We start from the raw sequence: 19830 nt of genomic DNA, 5'->3' as shown, positions 1-19830 counted from the left end.
AAGAGTCGCCTGTTCATATGTTGGGATGAACTTCTAGCGGTAAACTGTCGGAACGCGCTGTTTTAGCTTTGGGCTGCATCCTCATTGGCAGAATCGGCGCCTGCTTCATTCGTAGCCTCCTTGTGGATGCCCGGCTCCAAAATGATTCGCGCCTGTTCCTGGATGCGCTCGCCGGTGGTCGTGGCTCGTTGGCGCGCCTCGGAGATGGCGCTGTCGGCGCGTTCCAAGTATTCCTGGGAATATGAATCGGCCAGTTCGCGATAATGTTGCATTCGTTCGCTGCTGACCTGACGTAGTTCTTGCCCTTTGTTAGCGATTTGACCGCGCATTTCTTGCCCGGACTGCGGGGCCAGGATAAGGGCCGTGGCGGCGCCCACCAGCCCGCCAATGACAAATCCGGCCAAAAAAGCGCCAAAATCGCTGTTGTTTTCGCTCATTGCGTTTACTCCTCAAACTATCTCTACTTTAAATTTTTGCGGGGATTGCCGAATAAAGTTTGCATCCCCCGGCGTATGCCGGCGGCATAACTGCTGGCAGTGGTCATGGGTTTGACGACGTTTTCGCTCATGAACACAGTGGTGCCGCGCACCATGCCGATGGTTTCGTTGGTTCGCTCTAAAATCGGCTTGATTTCAAATTCCAGCATGTTCACCAGTCGAATCACCATCACCAGCAGGATCATCAGGGCGATGCCGAAGATGCAGGATTCTAAAGCCAGCGCGATGATGAAGATGTCGCGCAGGGCTTCGATGGTGGTGGCATGGTATTGGGCGGCCCAGGCGACAAAGGCGATGAACAAGGCCATCAATATCAGGGTGACCACGACGCCAATCACCACGTATTTGGTGGGAATTAGCGGTTCGCGCGGCGATTCGATGACTGTTTGACCATAAGGGTCGTAGTTCACAGGTTGTGTCGATAAATCTGTTGGCGTTTCACTATTCATTGATGTCCCCTCATGGAACCAAGTATAACACCATTAAAAATTGTATTCAAAAGAAAGCGTAATCTCAGCTTTCTTGTCCGGCCAGCCACCAACTGGCGATGAGCGCCAGCCACGCGCCCAAGCTGGCGCTGAAAAGATGCAGTGCGCCAAGTTTGAGAAACTCGATGTTGAGCAGATCGCCCAGGAAATGACCAATGGCGAAGCCCATCCAGGCGGCGAGGAGGTAGAGGATGATGCGCCGCGCCGGGCCGCCTAGTATAAAATGGAAGCCGGCGCCATAGGCGGTGGAAAGCAGAAATCCGAGGACGAGGGCTGATGCTGTTCCGTTCACGTTGGCTCCTTGCCGTTGTTGTGGGCCTGGGTGGGTTGGGTTTCATCGTCGATAATGCCGCCGCCGAGGCATTCGTCGCCCTGGAAGAGGACTACGCCTTGCCCGGCGGTGATCCCTATAACCGGTTCAGGGAAGGTGACCCGGATACGGCCGTTTCCCCCCTCTTCCCTCACGTACCCAGCCACCGGCGCGGCCCGGTAACGTATCTTCACCTGCACTGGCCGGTCGGGAGGGGGCGGCGCGCCGGCGATCCAGTTCACCTGCCGCGCCGTCAGGCTGCGCTGCCCCAGCGCTGCGTGCGGGCCGACGATGAGGGCGTTGTGGGCGCCATCCTTGCGCAGCACAAACAGCGGCTCCGGCGCGGATAGGCCCAGGCCTTTGCGCTGGCCGACGGTGTAGAAAGGTAGGCCGTGGTGCTGGCCGAGGAGACGGCCGTCTTCATCCATAATCGGTCCCGGCTGCCCGGCGCGCTGGCTGTACTGGCGCAAAAAGCGACGATAGTCGCCATCGCCCAAGAAGCACAAATCCTGGCTCTCCGACTTGGCGGCCACCGGCAGGTTGAATCTGACCGCCAACTGGCGCACTTCGGCCTTGGTGTACTCGCCTACCGGCAGTTTGACGTGGGCCAGGTGTTCTTGCGTCAGCATGTGCAGCACATAAGCCTGGTCTTTGGCGGCGTCTACGCCCTGGTGCAGGCGGTAGCCGGCGGACGTAGGGTCGATGCGGGCGTAGTGGCCGGTGGCCAGGTAGTTGGCGTCCAGGGCCAGAGCCTGATTCAGCAGGAAGGTGAAGCGAATCTGGCGGTTGCATTCCAGGCAGGGATTGGGGGTACGGCCGTGTTCGTGCTCATCAATAAAAAACTGCACAATCGTGCGCCGGAAATGCTCTTGCACGTCCACCACATAAAACGGGATGCGCAGTTGGTCGGCCACGCGGCGGGCATCGGCCATCTGGTCAGGGGTGCAGCAGCGGTTGGTCGGGGCGTCGGCGCCAATGGCCGGCTCGCTCCAGAGGCGCATCATCATGCCCACCACATCGTAGCCCTGCTCCACCAGCAGCGCGGCGGCGACGGAGCTGTCTACTCCGCCGCTCATGGCGACCACAACGCGATTTTCGACGGTAGAATCTGGCTTGAAAAGAGTCACAAGGTTTCGTGTAGGTGAGATTGGTCCAATCTTTAAGATTGGACCAATCTTGTGCATATCAGGCAAGCATCGCGGCCAATTTTTGCAGTTTGGGCACGATGGCATGCAATTGTTCCAGAGTGTAATCCACGTCTTGCGCCGTGGTTTGCGTGCCGACAGTGAGGCGCAGCCCGCCTTTGGTCCAGCTTTCGTCCAGGCCGATGGCTTGCAGCGTGGCCGCCGGTTTGGGATTGCCCGTCTTGCAGGCCGAGCCGCTGCTGGCGGCGATACCGGCCATGTCCAGGTGCATCAGCAAATCGTTGCCGCTGAGATGGCGGAAGGCGAAGCTGGCGTTGTGGGGCAGCCGGTCGGTGGGATGGCCGGTCAGGCGGCAGTCTTCCGGGAAGGCGGCCAGCAGGCCGGTTGTCAGGCGGTTGGTAAGCGTGTGGTAATGGGCCGTGCGCGTTTCCAGTTCATCGTAAACCAGCTGTAGGGCGGTGGCGGCGCCAACGGCAAAGGCGACGTTCGATGTGCCGGCGCGACGGCCGTCTTCCTGCCCGCCGCCCGTTTGTGGCGATAATAGCTCAACGCCCTGGCGCACGTATAAAATACCTACGCCCTTCGGCCCGTAAAATTTATGCGGGGCCATACTTAGCAGGTCAATCTGCTCGCGGCGCATGTCCCAGCGGCGCACGGCCGCCGCCTGGATGGCGTCGGTGTGGAACAGCACGCCGTTGGCGCGGGCCAGCGCGCCAATCTCGGCGATGGGTTGGAAGCTGCCGATCTCGTTGTTGGCGGCTATGATGCTGATGAGCGTGGGGTCTGGTTGGATGGCGGTGGTCAGTTTGTTTGGGCGAATCTGGCCGTTTTCATCTACGGGCATGATGGTGAGGTCGAAGCCGAAGTGGTCGCGGAGCTGTACGGCCGTATGCAGCACTGCGCTGTGTTCGATGGCGCTGACGATGAGATGGCTGCCGGTTGCCTGGGCGCGGGCGGCGTGCATCACCCCGCGCAGGGCGATGTTGTCGCTTTCGGAGCCGCAGCCGGTGAAGACGATTTCGTCCGGTTGGGCGCGGATGAGGCCGGCGATGGCGGCGCGGGCTTCTTCCAGGGCGCGGGCAGCGGCACGGCCGTAAGCGTGCATCGACGACGGGTTGCCGTACACGTCGCTCCAAAAGGGCAGCATAGCCGCCAAAACTCGCGGGTCTACCGGGGTCGAAGCCCCATGATCCAGGTAAATCGATCGTTTGGCCATCATAGGTTATCCAGACATCAGGTATCGCCCACAGGGCGTGGAGGCCACGGCGCCTGAATCTCTTAAACATTATTCGCAATTCGCCCTGATCAGGGCGTGATTTGGGCAGCGTTAACGGCTTCCGATATGGGAATAAACTTCGATGATGGGGAAGCGCACGGTGAAGGTTGTGCCTTTGCCTTCGGTGCTGCTGACGTCGATGGTGCCTTTATAATGTTCCACGCTTTCTTTGACCATGTACAGCCCTAAACCGGTGCCGGCGATACCTCGTTCTACGGCCGTTTGCGCTCGGAAGAAACGCCCAAACAAATTGGGCAAACTCTCCTTCGGAATGCCGATGCCCTGGTCTTTAACAACCACATGAACCCAGCCCGCCTTGTGAAAAGCATCCACCCGGATCGTGCCAGACATGGTGAACTTGGTGGCGTTTTCAATCAGGTTCTTAAAAATCAAATAAAACGTGTCCCGGTTGCCCAGCACCGGCGGCAAATCCGCTTCAATACGCTGACTAAAGGCCAATCCCTTTTCTGTCGCCTGGTCAGCCAGCGGGGGCAGCATCTCATCAAACAAAGGATTTAGGTCCACCGGTTCCGGGCTGCGCTGGAGTTCGCGCGCTTCTAGTTTGGCTACTTGCAGCATTTGGCGCACCATTTTTTGCAGCCGGTCACTTTCCCGCTCAATCACGCCCAGGAAGCGGTCCGCTTTTTCTTTGTCTTGCGCTTTGCCTTCGCGCAGCAGGCGGGCATACATCAAAATGGTCGCCAGCGGGGTGCGCAGTTCATGGATGATGCCGTGGAAGAAGTCATCGCGCATCCGCTCCACTTCGCGCACCTGCCGCAAATCACTGAACACGTAAATAATTTCGTTCACCTGGCCGCTGTCGTCGGGCACAGACGCTCCACTGATGAGTACCGGAGCCGTTTCGCCGTCCGGCTGGTAAATGTCTGTGGCCAGTTGGGAAATTCGTGCTCGGCGGCCAGCACGTCCTGGCGGAAGGCTTCCAACGACCCGGAGCGCAGACGAATGGCCGTATTGGCCGGTTTGCCGATCAGGGCCTGGTCTTCAGCGTTGAGCAGCGTCAGTAAGGCGTCGTTGGTGCGGGTGATCAGGCCGTCGCTGTTTACCGTCAGCAGTCCTTCGGACATGCTGTTGATGATGGTTTCGATGCGCCGTTTTTCGGCGATGACGTCGCTGTGCAGGCGGGCGTTTTCAATGGCCGCCGCCAGCGGGCCGCCAATTGCCTGCAGCAGGCGCAAATCGTGCTCATTAAAGTCGCCGCTCTTTTTGTTGATGGCTTGCAGCACGCCGATCATGCGCTCTTCCACTTGCAGGGGGATGCACACCATCGAATTGGTGCGGAAGCCAGACTGCCGGTCTACACGGGCAAAGAAGCGCTGGTCGGATAAACGTCGTTGATGATAACCGCCTGTCCATGTTCGGCCACCCAACCGGCGATACCCTGCCCTTTTTTGATGTGTACCGGCGGTAAATTGGCAAACATTGGCCCCAGGAGAGTCTGAACAAAGGTGATGTCGCCGCTGGTGGCGTCTATCAGGCCAACAGAAATCGTTTCTACAATGAGGGTGCGGCGCACGGGGTCTATCAACTGCTCATAAATTTTTTGCAGGCTCAGCGTAGAGGTAAGGGCAAAACTGATGTCGGAGACGACGCTAAATTCGATGTTTTGCCGGTGGACTTGCTGGCGCAGGTAAGCGCGGTCCAGGAAAACGGTCATGTTGGCGACCAGGGGTTCGATATTGTCCAGGTTCAGAAAGCAATCGCCGCCGGGATCTATCAGGCAGAGGATGCCGGGGGGTGTAACGGGATCAGAATGGCCGGGTAAGGGCATGGGCACGGCCAGGATGCGTTCACGCGGCAGCTGCCATAGGGCGCTGCTGACGAGTTGGCCGGGTGGCAGGGTGAATTTGTCCTGGTAGGCAGCGCGCCCTTTATCCAGCAGGGGATCAAAAGTGGCCCGCTGTGGGTCCCAGCGGGACTGCTGCACGTTGCCTTGTGGATCACACACCCATACGTCGTAGTAATGGCGGCCGGGGTCGCTGATGCCGACGACGGTGGTGGTGTTGGTATGGCGGGCAACTTCGGTGGCGACGGTGGCGCAGACGTAGTGGGCATCGAAGATGCCGGTCAGTTCGGCCGTTAAGGTTTCCCACAGTTGGTGGATGTTGTTGGGCGTAAGGGTGATCGGATCTTGTTTCATCAAAGGGAAGTCTAATCATCTGCGAGGGAGTTGGCAAGAGCAGGTCGGTAAAAGACCGGCCAAGTTCATGACAAATTGAGAATTGATGGGCCGCCGCGCCGCGCATTGGCAACCGGCAAGTGAAGGGCTACAATCGCAGTTTGCGTATGATGACATTTATACCTGGATTGTTGATTGGCTTGCTTTTGCTGGGGGCCGCGTTGGTGGCCGCCGTGACTCGTTACCGTCCACGATGGGTGGGGGCAACGGCCGTTACCCCGCTCATTCTGGCGCTCCTCCTGTGGTTGGGGCTGCGCACGGCCGTACCTGTGCTGCCAGACCCAACCCTTGCCGCATCCGCCTGGCCGACGTTACGCGCCTGGCAGGTGGATGCGTGGACCTGGTCTCTGGGCGGCGTTTGGCTGGTGGTACTGTTGGCGGCTGCCTTGCTGGCGCATCATCCGGCCCGGCAAACGCCGCTTTCTTTCTTTCCTCAGCGTAGTCTCATGTTGCTCATTGGCGCGGTGACGCTGGCGACGCTGTGGGCCGGTACACCAGCGTTGTTGGTGACCGCCTGGTTGGCGTCGGTCTTGGTCTGGGCAGTCATGGCATTGTTCACCAGCCACAAGGCGGAAGATCGTCTTGGGCCGGGCGCAGCGCTGATTCTGCTGCCGGGGGCGTTGGGTCTCTGGTACGCCGCCGCGCTGGCGGCGGCGCCGAGTGGAACACGTGGTCGGCGGCGGCGCGAGCGGCGGCCTTGTTGGCTGGTGTGGCATACCTGACGGCCGTTCCCCTGTTCGGTTGGCGTGTTCTCATTGAAGGGGCGAAACGGGAAACGGCCGTGCTGCTGTTGTTGTCGCCGCTGTTGGCCGGGGCGGCTCTGCTGGCCCGGCTGTCGGCCACCGGACCAATGCCTGGCCTGCTGCTGTTCACCCTGGCGGGCCTGCTGCTCATTTTGGCCGGGTTGTGGCGCGCCTGGGAACATCGGACTGACCCGGCGCGTTTTGGCGCGGCGCTGGCGCTGGCAGCGGCTGGGTTTGTACTGCTGGCCGGTTTGTGGGCTGGTCCAGACGCCGCCGCCGCCGAAGCGCGGGCGTGGAGCCTGGCCGTGGCCGGGCTGTTCCTGGTCGCTCGCTGGCGGCGCGTGGCTCCGGCAGACCAGGCCGGTTGGCTGGCAAATGGACAGCGCCTGATCGGATTGGTTTTGGCGCTGGCGGCGCTGACCGGTCTGCCGCTGACGGCCGGGTTTAACGGCCGTGCCGCTCTGTTTGAGGCGTGGCTGGCAGCCGGTGGCTGGGTATTGGTTGCGGTGCTGGCGCTGCTGCAAGTGGGATTGGTGACGGCCGTTTGCCTCTTTGGTCTGGGGCAGCAAGAAACGTCTGACCAGGCAGGGCCGGCTGCGCCGGACCTGGCAGAAAGCGCGGCGCGGCTGCTGCTGGCGCTGGGGCTGCTGGCCTGGCCGGTTTTGGGCGGCGTGTCCTGGGTCGTTTGGACGGCACTGCTGCTGCCGCTGTTGGGTGGACTGCTGCTGGCTCGTTTATTACAGAATGCACCCCCTGCGCCGACGGCCGTGCGCTGGCCGGTTATTCTTGCCTCAGGCCACTGGGGCGGCGGGCTGCGGCTGCTAGTCAGCGCCGTGCGTGATGCCGCTGCCTTGTTAGAAGGCGAACGCGGCCTGTTATGGCTGCTGCTGTTGGCCGCCCTCATTTTGTTAACACCATGACAATAGACGATTAGCGTATGACAATTTTTGATTGGTTGCAGCGGTTGGAATTTTTGCGCGGTGAACCGGCGGCATGGTTGGTAGGGCTAACGGCCGTCATTGTTGTGGTCGTCCCCGATGCGCGGCTGGCGCTTTTGGCCATGGCCGGGCACTATTTTGCCGCGCTGCTGCTGTTTGTAGACGTGTTGGACCCGCGTTTAGCCATCGTCAAGCTGCTGGTAGGTTGGTTTGTCTGCCTCATTTTGTATCTGACCGGGCGGCAGGTGAATTGGGGCCACGCGCCGGACGACCTGACGGAAGCCGAGGCGGCTCAGTGGCGGCAGCCGCAGACGGTACGAGTGTGGCGGTACCGTTTGCCGCTGTGGGCGGTGCGCGTCCTGCTTGCCGGGTTGGCGCTGCCGCTGGTACTCTGGCTGTCTGGTCGGCCCAACGTCTATTTGCCGCTGCTCCCAGACAACCTGGCTTATCTGAATCTGGCGGTGATTGCGCTGTTGGTTTTAGGGCTGCTGCACATGGCCCTGGCCGTCCACCCGCTGGAGGCCGGTATGGGCGCGCTGTTGTTTCTGACCGGGTTTGAACTATTTTACAGCAGCCTGGACCAATCGTTGGCGGCGCTGACATTGTTGGCGGCCGTTAACCTGGCCGTCGCCCTGGCGACCGCTTATCTGGCGCAGGCACAGTATGAGAAAATTACTCTCGACAGGCTTATACCAGGAGACTCGCCTAAAGACATTTTTGGTATCTACTAAGGGTTCGTTTGCAATTAACTTTGGAGTTTCCAGATTGGACCAATCTCCAAGATTGGTCCAATCTCACCAGGTTAAAAACATATGAACCCTAAGCCCTCACCACGGAGGCGCAGAGAACACGGATTTACAAGATTTGCAGTTTAGCGTGGTCGAGGAGTAAATTCGTAAACCCTGCCAATCATGCTGTCCCTTTAACTGAGATGAAACAGACCCGTTGGCAAATCGCGTTACGACACCAGAAGTCGGCGTAATTTTGCATAGACTCCAGCAAACAAGAATTCGGCCAATGACCCAATTAGACACGCCACGTTTACGCCTGTTGGCTCTTTCGCTGGCTCAATTGCAGCTAATTGACCAAGATCCCGGCCTGCTAAACGTTGCTTTGTGTGTGGCGGTGCTGCCATCTGTGGTGACGCCTGTTGTGGCCCAGGCGATTCGGGCCAAGTTGTCTAAAATGCGTCTGGCCGACCCGCGCAGCCATGATTGGTACACCTATTGGCTTATTACGCGACCAGAGATCAACCTGGGGATTGGCCTGATTGGCTTTAAAGGGATGCCCAACGGCCGTGCCGAGGTCGAAATCGGCTATGGGCTGGCCCCGGAACAGCAGGGCCAGGGTTTGATGACCGAAGCCGCCGGGGCATTGGTCGCCTGGGCGCTGCGCCAACCGGGGTGTACGGCCGTCACCGCCTGGACCCAGGCACATAACGCGGCCTCGCAGCGCGTTCTGGAAAAAATCGGCATGGTGCGCGATGTGCAACAAAACAATCAATACCATTGGCGCACGCCGGAAGCCGCCGCGCATTCCTGATGGGCGAGTGGCGCATCACTAACGGAGTAATCATATGAAAATTGACCAAATTACCCCAGACGCCTGTACTCAGGCTGCCGGCCTCGTAGTCGTCATTGACGTGCTGCGCGCTTTTACCACAGCCGCCTTTGCCTTTGCCGCTGGCGCAGCCGAAATGATGTTGGTCAGCAGCGTGGATGAGGCGTTTGCCGGCCGCCAGCAGTGGCCGGATGCCTTGCTGATGGGCGAAGTAAACGGCCGTCACATCCCCGGTTTCGATTTCAGCAATTCCCCCACAGACCTGGTGGGCGTGGACCTGAACGGCCGTCGCCTCATCCAACGCACCAGCGCCGGGACACAGGGGGTGGTACGCAGCGTGAACGCCACCGCCGTTTTTAGCGCCAGTTTTGTGTGCGCCGGGGCCACCGTCCGCGCCGTCCAGGCCATGCAGCCGGAGCAAGTGACCTTTGTCAACACCGATGACCGCCCTGGTGGTTACGGCGAAGAAGATAGAGCCTGTTCCGATTATCTATCGGCGCTGCTGCGCGGCGAACAGCCCGACCCGGCGCCGTATCTGGACCGGGTACGTCATTCGATGAACGGCCGTTTCTTTGCCAATCCCGCTTTTACCCACGTGCCCATTACCGACCTGGAATACGCGCTGGACCTGGACCGGTTTTCTTTTGCCATGCGCGCCAGGCAGGAGAGCGGTGTGTGGTTGATGACGGCCGTTGCCATCTGAAAAATCCTATCATTGGACGAAAACCCGGCGTAGTGTCAAAATAGAGGCCAGCAAATACCACCCCAATGAGGAACAAATATGGCAAAAGCACAGTATTCTGGAAAGAGTCCGGCTGATCCCCAAAAGCCAGGTAAAAACAACAAACCCTATTCCAAGATAAATGGAACTGGCGCAAAAACGGCCGTCGCCAAACAACGCAAATCCTACCTCACGGCCATTATCCTGCTCATCCTGGTTGTCAACATCGTCTTGACCATCCTGCTGTTCAACGAAAAGCGGATACTGGGCATGAGCTTCGCCGATGTACCCTGGTATGCGTGGCTGATGATCGTCACCAGCGTTATCAACGCATCGCGGCTGCGACCGCTTTGTGGTATTGGAAAAAATGGGGCTTGTATCTCTACCTCGCCTCCGCCGCCGCCACCACCGTGATCATGGTTTTGGCCGGGATGGTCGGTGCGGGCTTCAGCGCCCTGGCCCCGGCAGCCATCGTCAGCTACCTGGTCGGCCTGAACTGGAAGCAGTTTGAGTAGTATCCTGAGATTGACAATTTTTTAGATTGGACCCATCTTGAAGATGGGTCCAACCTGTGCCACATAATTGTTAGACGGCTACTGAGACCTGAGGCCGGTCAGGTTTCCACTCTCAGGTCTCTCTATTTTAGCGAACCTTAAACCTATACCCCCTGTTCAGGCATAACCCCAAAATGGAACCTATTCGCCTCGAACTGCCAACCGGACTCGACGTAGGGCCGGTCAACGTCTACCTTTTTCGTCAGCCGGAACCGGTGCTAATAGACGCTGGCCTGAAGTCGCCGGCCAGTTGGGAGGCGCTGCAATTTGGTCTGGCCGAGCATAACCTGACGGTCATGGACATCTCGCGGGTGATCATCACCCATCCGCACATAGACCATTTTGGGCAGGCGGGAACCATCGCCGCCCACAGCGACGCCGATGTGTGGATTTGCGAATTGGGCGCGGATTGGCTGCGTGATACGGCCGTTATGTGGCAGCAGCGCATGGCTTACTTTCGTGATGCGTTCTTGCGTCGGGTGGGGTTGGATGATGATACGGCCGCATTGATTGTGCTCGGCATGACGGCCGTTGCCGCTCAACTCGACCCCATCCCGCCCGAACGCCTGCACACCTTCCCGGCCAATGGCCTGCTGCAATTGGGCGGCCTGCCCTGGCAGGTAATCCACACGCCGGGCCACGCCAGCGCCCAAACCTGCTTCTACCAGCCAGACACCAAACAGCTGCTTTCCGCCGACCATTTGCTGCAAACGACGCCGACGCCGGTGGTGGAACGGCCGTTATGCGATGAAGAGCGCATCCCCGCCCTGCCCCAATTTATGCAGTCGCTGGACCGGGTAGCGGCGTTGGATATTGAAGCGGTGTTTCCGGGGCATGGACGGCCGTTTGGCCCCCGCTTCAACCTCGACCACCACACTGTCATCCACAAACAGCGCCAGCGCATCCAGCAGCGCAAAGCCGAATGCCTGACCCACATCCAACAAGGCGCCCACACCCCCGCCGCCCTTGTAGACAAAATGTACGCCCATCATCCACCCCAGTTTCGCTTCGCCGGCCTCTGGATGCTCATCGGCTACCTGGACCTGCTTCTCGCCGATGGCGCTATCCACCAGGAAACCATTTCAGGAGTATGGCACTATTTCATAAGCGAGAGCTAGAGCGAGAGAGGGCATCTCTCGCTCATAAAGGACAATGAGACTAACCTTCCCCACCCCCACCGACCTGCAACCACTGCCCTGCTACCTGCGCCAGACCGTGCCGGATGATTATCTGGACGCGATGGGGCATATGAACGTGCGCTACTACCTGGCCTTGTTCGACACGGCCGCCTGGGACTTGTTCACCAGTTTTGGCATGGACCAGGCCTATTACGATTCCAAAGCTGGCGGCGCATTTGCCCTGCAACATTTCATCAACTACCTGGCCGAAGTTCACGAAGGCAACGAATTGACCATACGCGCCCGGCTCATCGGCCGTTCGGCCAAACGGATTCACTTTATGCTGTTCATGATCAATGAAACCCAGGGCAAACTGGCCGCCACCCTGGAATCCATGGGAGCGCACGCCGACCTGACCCAACGCCGCATCTCCCCCTTCCCACCCAACATCGCCGCCAACATAGACGCTCTGATGACCGAACACAGCCAACTTCATTGGCAAGCGCCCGTTTGTGGGGTGATAAGACCGTGATCCGTGTTCCGTAACCGGATTACGGATTACGATTCAGCACAATTTCACAAGGAGAGTATGACAATGCAAGGTTTGATGATGAATTACCAGTTGACGATGGACCGCATTTTGGAATATGCCAACCGCATGTTCCCCAAAAAGCAAATTTCTACCATGCTGCCCGATGGTTCCATGCACCGTTACACCTACGCCGACATGTACAAACGGGTCAAGCGCCTGTCCAAAGCGTTGGTTAAATTAGGCATCGAGCCGGGCGACCGGGTAGGGACCTTTGCCTGGAACCATTACCAACATATGGAACTGTATTACGCCATCCCCGGCGCAGGGGCCGTCTGCCATACCCTCAACATTCGCCTCTTCCCAGAGCAGCTCTCCTACATTGTGGACCACGCCGAAGACCAGATCGTCTTCATAGACGCCACCTTGCTGCCGCTTTATGAACGGGTCGCTCACCAGATTACCAGCGTCAAGCATTACGTTTTGCTCAACGCGCCCAAAGGCACGCCCACCAAATTGCGCAACGTCCTTTACTACGAAGACCTCATCGCCGATTCCGATGAAGACTTTGCCTGGCGCTCCACCGACGAAAACATGGCAATGGGCCTTTGTTACACCAGCGGCACCACCGGCCATCCCAAAGGTGCGCTGTACAGCCACCGCTCCATGTATCTGCACACCCTGGGTGAAAACCAGGCGGCTGCCCTGGGCATGTTGGAATCAGACGTGGTACTGCCTGTCGTGCCGCAGTTCCACGCGATGGCCTGGGGGCTGCCTTATGCCTGCGCTATGGCCGGCTCCGATGTGGTGATGCCTGGCCCACACCTGAAACCGGAACCATTGGCGATGCTTATCGAACAGGAAAAAGTGACCATTGCTGCTGGTGTGCCCACCATTTGGACGGCGCTGTATCACGAACTGAAACAAAACCCCCGCGACATTTCCAGCGTACGCGCCCTCATCGTCGGTGGATCGGCGATGCCGCGCCAACTCATCAAGGATTTTGAGAGCCAATTGGGCGTCAGTGTGCTGCACGCCTGGGGGATGACGGAACTATCGCCGCTGGGCACGGTTTCTATCTTGCAAGGCCATCATCAGGATTTATCCGACGAAGAGAAGTGGGATATCAAAGCCAAACAAGGGTATGCCATTTGCGGCGTGGAGATGCGCATTGTGGACGCCATCGGCCGGGAACTGCCCTGGGACGGCAAGCAAATGGGCGAACTGCAAGTACGCGGCCCGTGGATTATCAGCCAATACTTTAAGCGCGACATTACCGACGATTACATGACCGACGATGGTTGGTTCCGCACCGGCGACGTGTCTACGATTGATGAACACGGCATTATGAACATCACCGACCGCACGAAGGACCTGGTGAAGAGCGGCGGCGAGTGGATTTCGTCGGTGGAGTTGGAGAACGTGCTGATGGCCCATCCGAAAGTGATGGAAGCGGCCGTGATCGCCATCCCGGATGAGAAGTGGTCGGAACGGCCGTTAGCCGCCATCGTCCCCACCAAAGACGGTTACGACCTGACCGTTGACGACCTGAAAGAGTTCCTGGCCGCCCGCGTCGCCAAATTCTGGATTCCCGACGACTTCGTCTTCATCACCGAAATCCCCAAAACCAGCGTTGGCAAATTCAGCAAAGCCACCCTGCGGAAGTTGTACGCGGATGGGCAGCTTGTTCCATAGGCGGTAAGAAGTAAGCAGTGTTCAGTGTTCAGCAAACAGTTTAACGAACACTGAACACTGAACGCTGACCACTGAAAACTCCCATGACCACCCCCCTCACCTCCCTCAAACTCCTGGATTTCTCCACCCTGCTGCCTGGCCCGTTTGCCTCCATGTTGTTGGCCGACATAGGCGCAGACGTGGTGCGCGTGGAAGCGCCGCATCGCGCCGACCTGGTGCGCATGATGCCCCCCTTTGACGGCGCTATTTCCGGCTGGCATGGGGTACTGAATCGCAACAAGCGCTCCATCGGCCTGGATTTGAAACAGCCAGAAGCGGTAGAGGTCGTCAAACGACTGGTGGCCGCCGATGGCGGCGGCTACGACGTGGTGCTGGAGCAGTTTCGCCCCGGCGTCATGGCCCGGCTTGGCCTGGGGTACAACGACCTGAAGGCGGTAAATCCCGGCCTGATCTACTGCGCCATCACCGGTTACGGCCAGACCGGCCCCTACAAAGATCGCGCCGGTCACGACAACAACTATCTGGCCCTGTCCGGCCTGATGAGCCATTCCGGCCGCCAGAGCAGCGGCCCGCCGCCGCTGGGCGCGCAAATCGCCGACGTGGGCGGCGGCTCGTTGGGCGCGGTGATGGGGATTCTCACGGCCGTTATCCACCGCCACGTCACCGGCCAGGGGCAAATGGTAGACGTGAGCATGTTAGATATGGCCATCGCCTGGCAGGCCCACATCGCCAGCCATTTCCTGGTGGGCGGCGAGACGCCGCAGCGGGAAGGCTGGATGCTCAACGGCGGCAGTTTTTATGATTATTACCAGACGGCCGACGGCCGTTACCTCTCCGTGGGCAGCCTGGAACCCAAGTTCTGGCAGGGTTTCTGCCAGGCCATCGGCCGCCCCGACCTGATCGGGCGCGGCCTGGACCAGTCGCCGGCCAACCAGCAGGCGCTGAAGGCGGAGATTGCGGCGGAGATTGGGCAACGGCCGTTAGCGGCATGGACGGCCGTGTTTGCCGAACTGGACGTCTGCGTGGAACCGGTGCTGACCATCCCCAAAATGCTGGAGCATCCCCAGGTGCAGGCGCGCGGACTGGTGGTGGACGTGCCCAAGCCCGACGGCGGCACGCAAAAGCAAATCGGCAGCCCGCTCAAGTTTTCGGCGGGAGAAGCGGAATATAGGGGGGTGGGAACGGCCGTAGGCGCCCACACCGACGAAGTTCTGCAAAAATTGGGGTTTTCTGCTGACAGAATTGAGGATTTGCGCAACTCCGGCGCAATCGGATAATGAACAGCACGTAATAGCCGGGTTCACCCGGCGTCGTTCGGCTGCCGGGGTGTTTACGCCCCGGTTCAAAAGGAGGAGCAAATGAATTTTCAACCGTTTAACCAACCGGCCCCGGAACTGGGCAACCAGTACGACGACGACCGGGTGCTGCGCTCTTACCTGCGGCGCATGCTTCCAGAAGAAATTCGCCGCGACATCGAACCGGCCTTGCGCGAATTAGGTGACTTGTCCGGCGGCGAACTGTACCAGATGCAGCTTGCCGATTTACCCAACGAACCAATCCTTACCCAATGGGACCCCTGGGGCAACCGCATTGATCAGATCGAAATCACATCCCTCTGGAAGCGGGCGGAAAAGCTGGCGGCCGAATTTGGCGTGGTGGCGGCGGCGTATGAGGGACGATACGGCCGTTTCGACCGCCTCAACCAGTTCACCCGCGCTTATCTCTTCCACCCGTCCACCGATGTCTACACCTGCCCACTGGCGATGACCGACGGAGCCACCCGCACGCTGCTCAAATCGGGCAACCGGGCGCTGATTGACCAGGCGATCCCCCATCTCACCAGCCGCGATCCGGCCACCTTTTGGACCAGCGGCCAGTGGATGACCGAATCCACCGGCGGCTCGGACGTGGGCCTGAGCGAGACGGTGGCGCGGCAGGAAGATGGCGAATGGCGGCTGTACGGCCGTAAATGGTTCACCAGCGCCACCACCTCCCCCATGACCCTCACCCTGGCCCGCCCTGAAGGCAACCCCGGCGGCGGACGCGGGTTGGCCCTCTTTTACCTGGAACTGCGCGACGAGGCGGGAAAGCTGCAAAACATCGAAGTCGCCCGCCTGAAGGACAAACTGGGTACGCGCAAAGTGCCCACCGCCGAACTCTACATGCATGGAACCCCGGCCACGCCGGTGATGGAGTTGGCGAACGGCGTGCGCAACATCGTGCCGATGCTGCACCTGACGCGCACCTGGAACAGCGTGACGGCCGTTTCCTTCATGCGGCGCGGGTTGGCATTGGCGCGTGACTACGCGCAAAAGAGATGGGCCTTCGGCGCGCATCTGGCGCAAAAGCCGCTGCACCTGGACACCCTGGCGGCCATCCAGGCGGAATTTGAAGCCGCTTTTATGCTCAGTTTCTTTGTGGTCGAGCTGATCGGCAAAGAAGAAAATGGCGATCTGACGGAGGAAGAAGGCCACCTGCTGCGGCTGCTCACATCCATCAACAAACTGGTCACCGGCAAGCAGGCGGTGGCCGCCGCCAGCGAAGTGCTGGAGGCGTTTGGCGGCGCGGGCTATGTGGAAGATACTGGCCTGCCGCTGCTGCTGCGCGACAGCCAGGTCTTGCCCATCTGGGAGGGCACGACCAACGTGCTGGCGCTCGACGCCCTGCGTGCCCTGACCAGTGAAGAAGGCGAAGGGCTGCGGGCGCTAAAGAGCAAAATACACGCCTGCACCGCCAGCGCCCGGCAGCCGTCGCTGGCGCAAACGGGGCAGTTTGCCATCACGGCCGTCACCCACGCCGAACAATGGCTGCTCCAGGCGCTGAGCGCCGGACAACCGGCGGTGGAAGCCGGGGCGCGCCGTTTTGCGTTAACCCTGGGTAGGGCGTTAGAATTAGCCCTGCTGGCAGAACACGCGCAGTGGTCGTTGGCGGTGGAAAAAGACGGCCGTGCTCTGGCCGCCGCCCGCCGCTTTGCCCAAACCGGCATTGATCTGATTGGCGACATAGACCGGGACGACGCCGTGGCGCTGGCAAACGATTGGCCGCTGCCACTGCCTTAATAGTCTGACTGAGAATGGGATGCGGATAAACGCAGATACAGCGGATTTTCGCGGATAGACCACAAAAAATCCGCGTCCCATTCCCCAAAAGTTGGCCGGGAAACGGCCGTTTATTGGAAGTTGTGGCCCACTCTGACCGGTGACGCCGCCATACCCTCAGGAGGGAAGCGTGAAGTATCGCAAGTTCGCTCTTTTTGTTCTCATCGCCCTGGTGGCGCTGGCCGGCTGCCAGCGCAGCCAGGAAAGCGCCAGCCCACAAAACAATTACGCCGCCGGCTCTTTGGGGTTTCCGGTGCTGCTGAATGGCGTCGGTATTCAGGTGGAGCAGGCCGGTTTATTGTCTGTGCGTGATGAAGGCAACCCGGATTACGCCCACGTTGTCCTGGCGCTAACAATTACCAATCAGAGTGAGTATGACGTGGTGCCGCCAACGATGACGCTGGTGGACGCGCACGGCAACATTTACCCCGCCTGGCAATCTCCCCTGCCCTACGAAGAGCAGATTACCCGCCTGCCGTTATCTGTGCCTCAAGGGGGGTCGGGTATCGGCAATCTGGTGTTTATTGTGCCCAAAACGGCCGTGCAAGACAATTTACGCCTGCGTTGGGACTCAGCCATCCACGGCTCACGCATAGATGTCTACCTCGGCTCCATCGGCCAGCGGATGCAATAACATGCCTGACGACCTGACCATAAAAGAATGTCAGCGGGTTGTAGATGAGTGGGTGACAACCATTGGCGTGCGTTATTATTCGGAGCTGACGAATACGGCCGTTCTCATGGAAGAAGTCGGTGAAGTGGCCCGGCTGATGGCCCGGTTGTATGGCGACCAATCCTTCAAGAAATCAGACGAAGCCTATGACCTGGCCGACGAAATGGCCGACGTGCTGTTTGTTCTTATTTGCCTGGCAAACCAGACCGGCATAGACCTGACGGCCGCCTTCGTTAAAAATATGGCTAAAAAAACCAGCCGCGACCGCGACCGCCACGCCAACAATCCAAAACTAAGAACGATTGACGATTGACCATTCTCTTCAAGGAGTCCCCATGTCCATTGACCTCGAACAAGTCCTTAACCACGCATTCAAGTCTGCGCCGAGCGTTTACGACGAGGATGACGCCATTCTCTACGCCCTGTCCATTGGCATGGGCGCCAACCCGGTAGACCCGGCCGAACTGCCGTTTGTCTACGAACTGCACGGATCCGGCTTTCAAGCGCTTCCCACGCTGGCCGTCACGTTTCCGTTTACGTTGTTCTGGCAAATTGTGGACGTGCCCGGCCTGAGTTTTAACCCGATGATGCTGCTGCATGGCGAACAGAGCGTGGAATTGAAACGGCCGTTACCCCCCAGCGCCACCTTCACCAACCAGGCCCGCATCACCAACATCTACGACAAAGGCTCCGGCGCACTGGTCATCCTGGAAGTACAAACAGTGGACGAAACTGGCGCCGAAGTGGCCCTAAACCGCAGTTCCCTCTTCATCCGCGGGTTGGGCGGCTTCGGCGGCGACCGTGGCCCATCTGCCAGCAAGGCCAATCAGCCGCCCGATCGCGCCCCGGACGCCATTGTCCGCGAACAAACGCAGCCCAATCAAGCCCTGCTGTATCGCCTCTCGTCCAAAGACCGCAATCCGCTGCACGCCGATCCACAAATGGCCGCTTTTGGCGGCTTCGACCGGCCCATTTTGCATGGCCTGTGTACGTATGGCTTCGCCGCCCGCGCTGTGATGAAGACGTTTACTGGCTATGAAGTAAGCCGTTTCAAAGGAATGCAGGCGCGTTTTAGCAAACATGTCTTTCCCGGCGAGACGCTCATCACCGAAATGTGGCAGGAGTCGGCCAATCGGGTTGTTTTCCAATGCAAAGCGGCCGAACGAGACGAAATTGTCTTAGCAAATGCCGTGATAGACCTGCATTAACCCATAGCAATCATCTAAGAATAACTTCCTGTTTTTAGATTGGACCAATCTTGGAGATTGGTCCAATCTGGGCCATGTAATTTCTAGATGATCACATAGTGAGCGGCTGTGAACTGGCCGCTACCCTGCGCCAGGCGACATGGTTCATTTCAGGACACGCTTAGATTGGACAAATCGCAGAAGATTTGTCCAATCTTCCGTATAAACAAAGCGTCCCGTTATTCTGACTGGAGCGGGATGCTTCGCTCTGACTCTGTGCCTTCTGTGTCCCCGTGGTGAGTTGCTGTTGTATTTCTATTGCAGCGGCAGCGGTTCGCCCAACACCGGCGGCGGAACCTGCCGGATCACATCCCACAGAGCCACCAACGTCGCCACCGTTTCACGAAATTCATACCAACCCGCCCCACGATAACTGCGCAAATCGGCCGACACCCCGACGCTTGTCACCCCCAACTGGCGACAGGTGAACAACGCCCGCGGCAGGTGAAACGCCTGCGTCACCAAAACGGCCGTATCCACCTGAAAAATAGCCCGCGCCCGGTAGCAAGTATCATAGGTGCGCCGCCCGCCATAGTCGGGCTGCACGTCTTCGGGCGGCACGCCCTGGGCGATGGCGTAGGCCACCATGGCGCTCGGTTCGTCGTAGTCCAGCGTTTGATTGTCGCCAGACATGATTATTTTGTTGACCTGGCCGCTTTGATACAACTGCACGGCCGTTTGCACTCTGTCACGCAAAATAGGACTGAGACGGCCGTTGCCATACACCGCCGCGCCAAATACCACCGCCGCCCGCTGCGCCGGAACCGCCTCAGCCGTGTAGATGTGGCGCTGGTAATACCACTTAACGGCCGTGCGCCAAAAAAAGGGCAAACTCGCCATCAGCGCCAGACCCATCAGCAGCCAAAAACAGCCGCGATAGCCCAGGCGCACCTTAATAGATTCTTGGTTTTCATCGTTGTCTTGCATAACAGCGATCTTATCCCTACTCCTGAAAAAACGGTAATGTGGCCGTTGGCCCTGTCTCTGGCGGCTAATCCCCTTCTCATAAAGCCGGACAAATATTAGACATCATTGAGATAA

At 59.1% G+C, this 19830-nt stretch carries 24 protein-coding genes; 15 read left to right on the top strand and 9 right to left on the bottom strand.

The window, feature by feature from the left end; genetic code table 11:
- Positions 1–62: 62 nt before the first annotated feature.
- The 8 genes from IPM39_06685 to IPM39_06650 form a co-directional block, all read right to left on the bottom strand.
- The gene (locus IPM39_06685; protein ID MBK8985756.1) at positions 63–437 is read right to left on the bottom strand and encodes a YtxH domain-containing protein; all 375 of its coding nucleotides are present in this window, start codon (positions 435–437) and stop codon (positions 63–65) included.
- Between the two features lie 23 nt (positions 438–460).
- Complete coding sequence (locus IPM39_06680; protein ID MBK8985755.1) at positions 461–946, bottom strand: hypothetical protein; 486 nt, start codon at positions 944–946, stop codon at positions 461–463.
- Positions 947–1010: 64 nt separating this feature from the next.
- Positions 1011–1277 carry a hypothetical protein gene (locus tag IPM39_06675; protein MBK8985754.1) on the bottom strand — a complete coding sequence of 89 codons (267 nt, stop codon included), beginning with the start codon at positions 1275–1277 and terminating at the stop codon, positions 1011–1013.
- Positions 1274–2479: a tRNA 2-thiouridine(34) synthase MnmA gene (gene mnmA, locus IPM39_06670; GenBank protein ID MBK8985753.1), complete on the bottom strand. Its 1206-nt coding sequence runs from the start codon at positions 2477–2479 to the stop codon at positions 1274–1276. Before mnmA ends, IPM39_06675 begins: the two co-directional genes overlap by 4 nt.
- A gap of 1 nt (position 2480) precedes the next feature.
- A complete protein-coding gene (locus IPM39_06665) occupies positions 2481–3656 on the bottom strand; it encodes a cysteine desulfurase (GenBank protein ID MBK8985752.1) in 1176 nt (391 codons plus the stop codon).
- A gap of 111 nt (positions 3657–3767) precedes the next feature.
- Positions 3768–4547, bottom strand: a complete 780-nt coding sequence (locus tag IPM39_06660; GenBank protein MBK8985751.1) for a HAMP domain-containing histidine kinase — start codon at positions 4545–4547, stop codon at positions 3768–3770.
- Positions 4523–5104 (bottom strand): GAF domain-containing protein, encoded by a 582-nt coding sequence (locus IPM39_06655; GenBank protein ID MBK8985750.1) that lies wholly within the window; start codon positions 5102–5104, stop codon positions 4523–4525. Before IPM39_06655 ends, IPM39_06660 begins: the two co-directional genes overlap by 25 nt.
- Positions 5032–5874 (bottom strand): hypothetical protein, encoded by an 843-nt coding sequence (locus IPM39_06650; GenBank protein MBK8985749.1) that lies wholly within the window; start codon positions 5872–5874, stop codon positions 5032–5034. Before IPM39_06650 ends, IPM39_06655 begins: the two co-directional genes overlap by 73 nt.
- 146 nt (positions 5875–6020) lie before the next feature.
- On the opposite strand from IPM39_06650, the gene IPM39_06645 reads away from it, so the two are divergent.
- From IPM39_06645 to IPM39_06575, 15 genes are all read left to right on the top strand, one after another.
- Positions 6021–6635, top strand: a complete 615-nt coding sequence (locus IPM39_06645; GenBank protein ID MBK8985748.1) for a hypothetical protein — start codon at positions 6021–6023, stop codon at positions 6633–6635.
- A complete protein-coding gene (locus tag IPM39_06640) occupies positions 6614–7576 on the top strand; it encodes a hypothetical protein (GenBank protein MBK8985747.1) in 963 nt (320 codons plus the stop codon). Before IPM39_06645 ends, IPM39_06640 begins: the two co-directional genes overlap by 22 nt.
- Before the next feature lie 17 nt (positions 7577–7593).
- Positions 7594–8325 (top strand): hypothetical protein, encoded by a 732-nt coding sequence (locus IPM39_06635; GenBank protein ID MBK8985746.1) that lies wholly within the window; start codon positions 7594–7596, stop codon positions 8323–8325.
- A 286-nt stretch (positions 8326–8611) separates the two neighbouring features.
- Positions 8612–9136: a GNAT family N-acetyltransferase gene (locus tag IPM39_06630; protein ID MBK8985745.1), complete on the top strand. Its 525-nt coding sequence runs from the start codon at positions 8612–8614 to the stop codon at positions 9134–9136.
- Positions 9137–9170: 34 nt separating this feature from the next.
- A complete protein-coding gene (locus IPM39_06625; protein ID MBK8985744.1) occupies positions 9171–9857 on the top strand; it encodes a 2-phosphosulfolactate phosphatase in 687 nt (228 codons plus the stop codon).
- A gap of 78 nt (positions 9858–9935) precedes the next feature.
- Positions 9936–10289: a hypothetical protein gene (locus IPM39_06620; protein ID MBK8985743.1), complete on the top strand. Its 354-nt coding sequence runs from the start codon at positions 9936–9938 to the stop codon at positions 10287–10289.
- Positions 10250–10390: a hypothetical protein gene (locus IPM39_06615; GenBank protein MBK8985742.1), complete on the top strand. Its 141-nt coding sequence runs from the start codon at positions 10250–10252 to the stop codon at positions 10388–10390. The genes IPM39_06620 and IPM39_06615 overlap by 40 nt, the downstream gene beginning before the upstream one ends.
- Before the next feature lie 173 nt (positions 10391–10563).
- Entirely contained in the window at positions 10564–11547 is a 984-nt protein-coding gene (locus IPM39_06610) for an MBL fold metallo-hydrolase (protein ID MBK8985741.1), read from the top strand.
- 34 nt (positions 11548–11581) lie between these two features.
- Complete coding sequence (locus IPM39_06605) at positions 11582–12079, top strand: thioesterase family protein (GenBank protein MBK8985740.1); 498 nt, start codon at positions 11582–11584, stop codon at positions 12077–12079.
- 63 nt (positions 12080–12142) lie between these two features.
- Complete coding sequence (locus tag IPM39_06600; protein MBK8985739.1) at positions 12143–13771, top strand: long-chain fatty acid--CoA ligase; 1629 nt, start codon at positions 12143–12145, stop codon at positions 13769–13771.
- Positions 13772–13854: 83 nt separating this feature from the next.
- Positions 13855–15048: a CoA transferase gene (locus IPM39_06595; protein ID MBK8985738.1), complete on the top strand. Its 1194-nt coding sequence runs from the start codon at positions 13855–13857 to the stop codon at positions 15046–15048.
- Between the two features lie 81 nt (positions 15049–15129).
- Positions 15130–16830 (top strand): acyl-CoA dehydrogenase family protein, encoded by a 1701-nt coding sequence (locus tag IPM39_06590; GenBank protein ID MBK8985737.1) that lies wholly within the window; start codon positions 15130–15132, stop codon positions 16828–16830.
- A gap of 169 nt (positions 16831–16999) precedes the next feature.
- Complete coding sequence (locus IPM39_06585; protein ID MBK8985736.1) at positions 17000–17503, top strand: hypothetical protein; 504 nt, start codon at positions 17000–17002, stop codon at positions 17501–17503.
- A 13-nt stretch (positions 17504–17516) separates the two neighbouring features.
- Positions 17517–17855 (top strand): nucleotide pyrophosphohydrolase, encoded by a 339-nt coding sequence (locus tag IPM39_06580; GenBank protein ID MBK8985735.1) that lies wholly within the window; start codon positions 17517–17519, stop codon positions 17853–17855.
- A gap of 22 nt (positions 17856–17877) precedes the next feature.
- Positions 17878–18750, top strand: a complete 873-nt coding sequence (locus IPM39_06575) for a MaoC family dehydratase N-terminal domain-containing protein (protein ID MBK8985734.1) — start codon at positions 17878–17880, stop codon at positions 18748–18750.
- Positions 18751–19044: 294 nt separating this feature from the next.
- On the opposite strand, the gene IPM39_06570 is transcribed toward IPM39_06575, so the two are convergent.
- The gene (locus IPM39_06570; protein ID MBK8985733.1) at positions 19045–19644 is read right to left on the bottom strand and encodes a YdcF family protein; all 600 of its coding nucleotides are present in this window, start codon (positions 19642–19644) and stop codon (positions 19045–19047) included.
- Positions 19645–19830 lie beyond the last annotated feature (186 nt).

Origin of the sequence: Candidatus Leptovillus gracilis (assembly GCA_016716065.1) — a bacterium.
Classification (GTDB): domain Bacteria; phylum Chloroflexota; class Anaerolineae; order Promineifilales; family Promineifilaceae; genus Leptovillus; species Leptovillus gracilis.
This window is presented reverse-complemented; position numbering and strand designations above follow the sequence as displayed.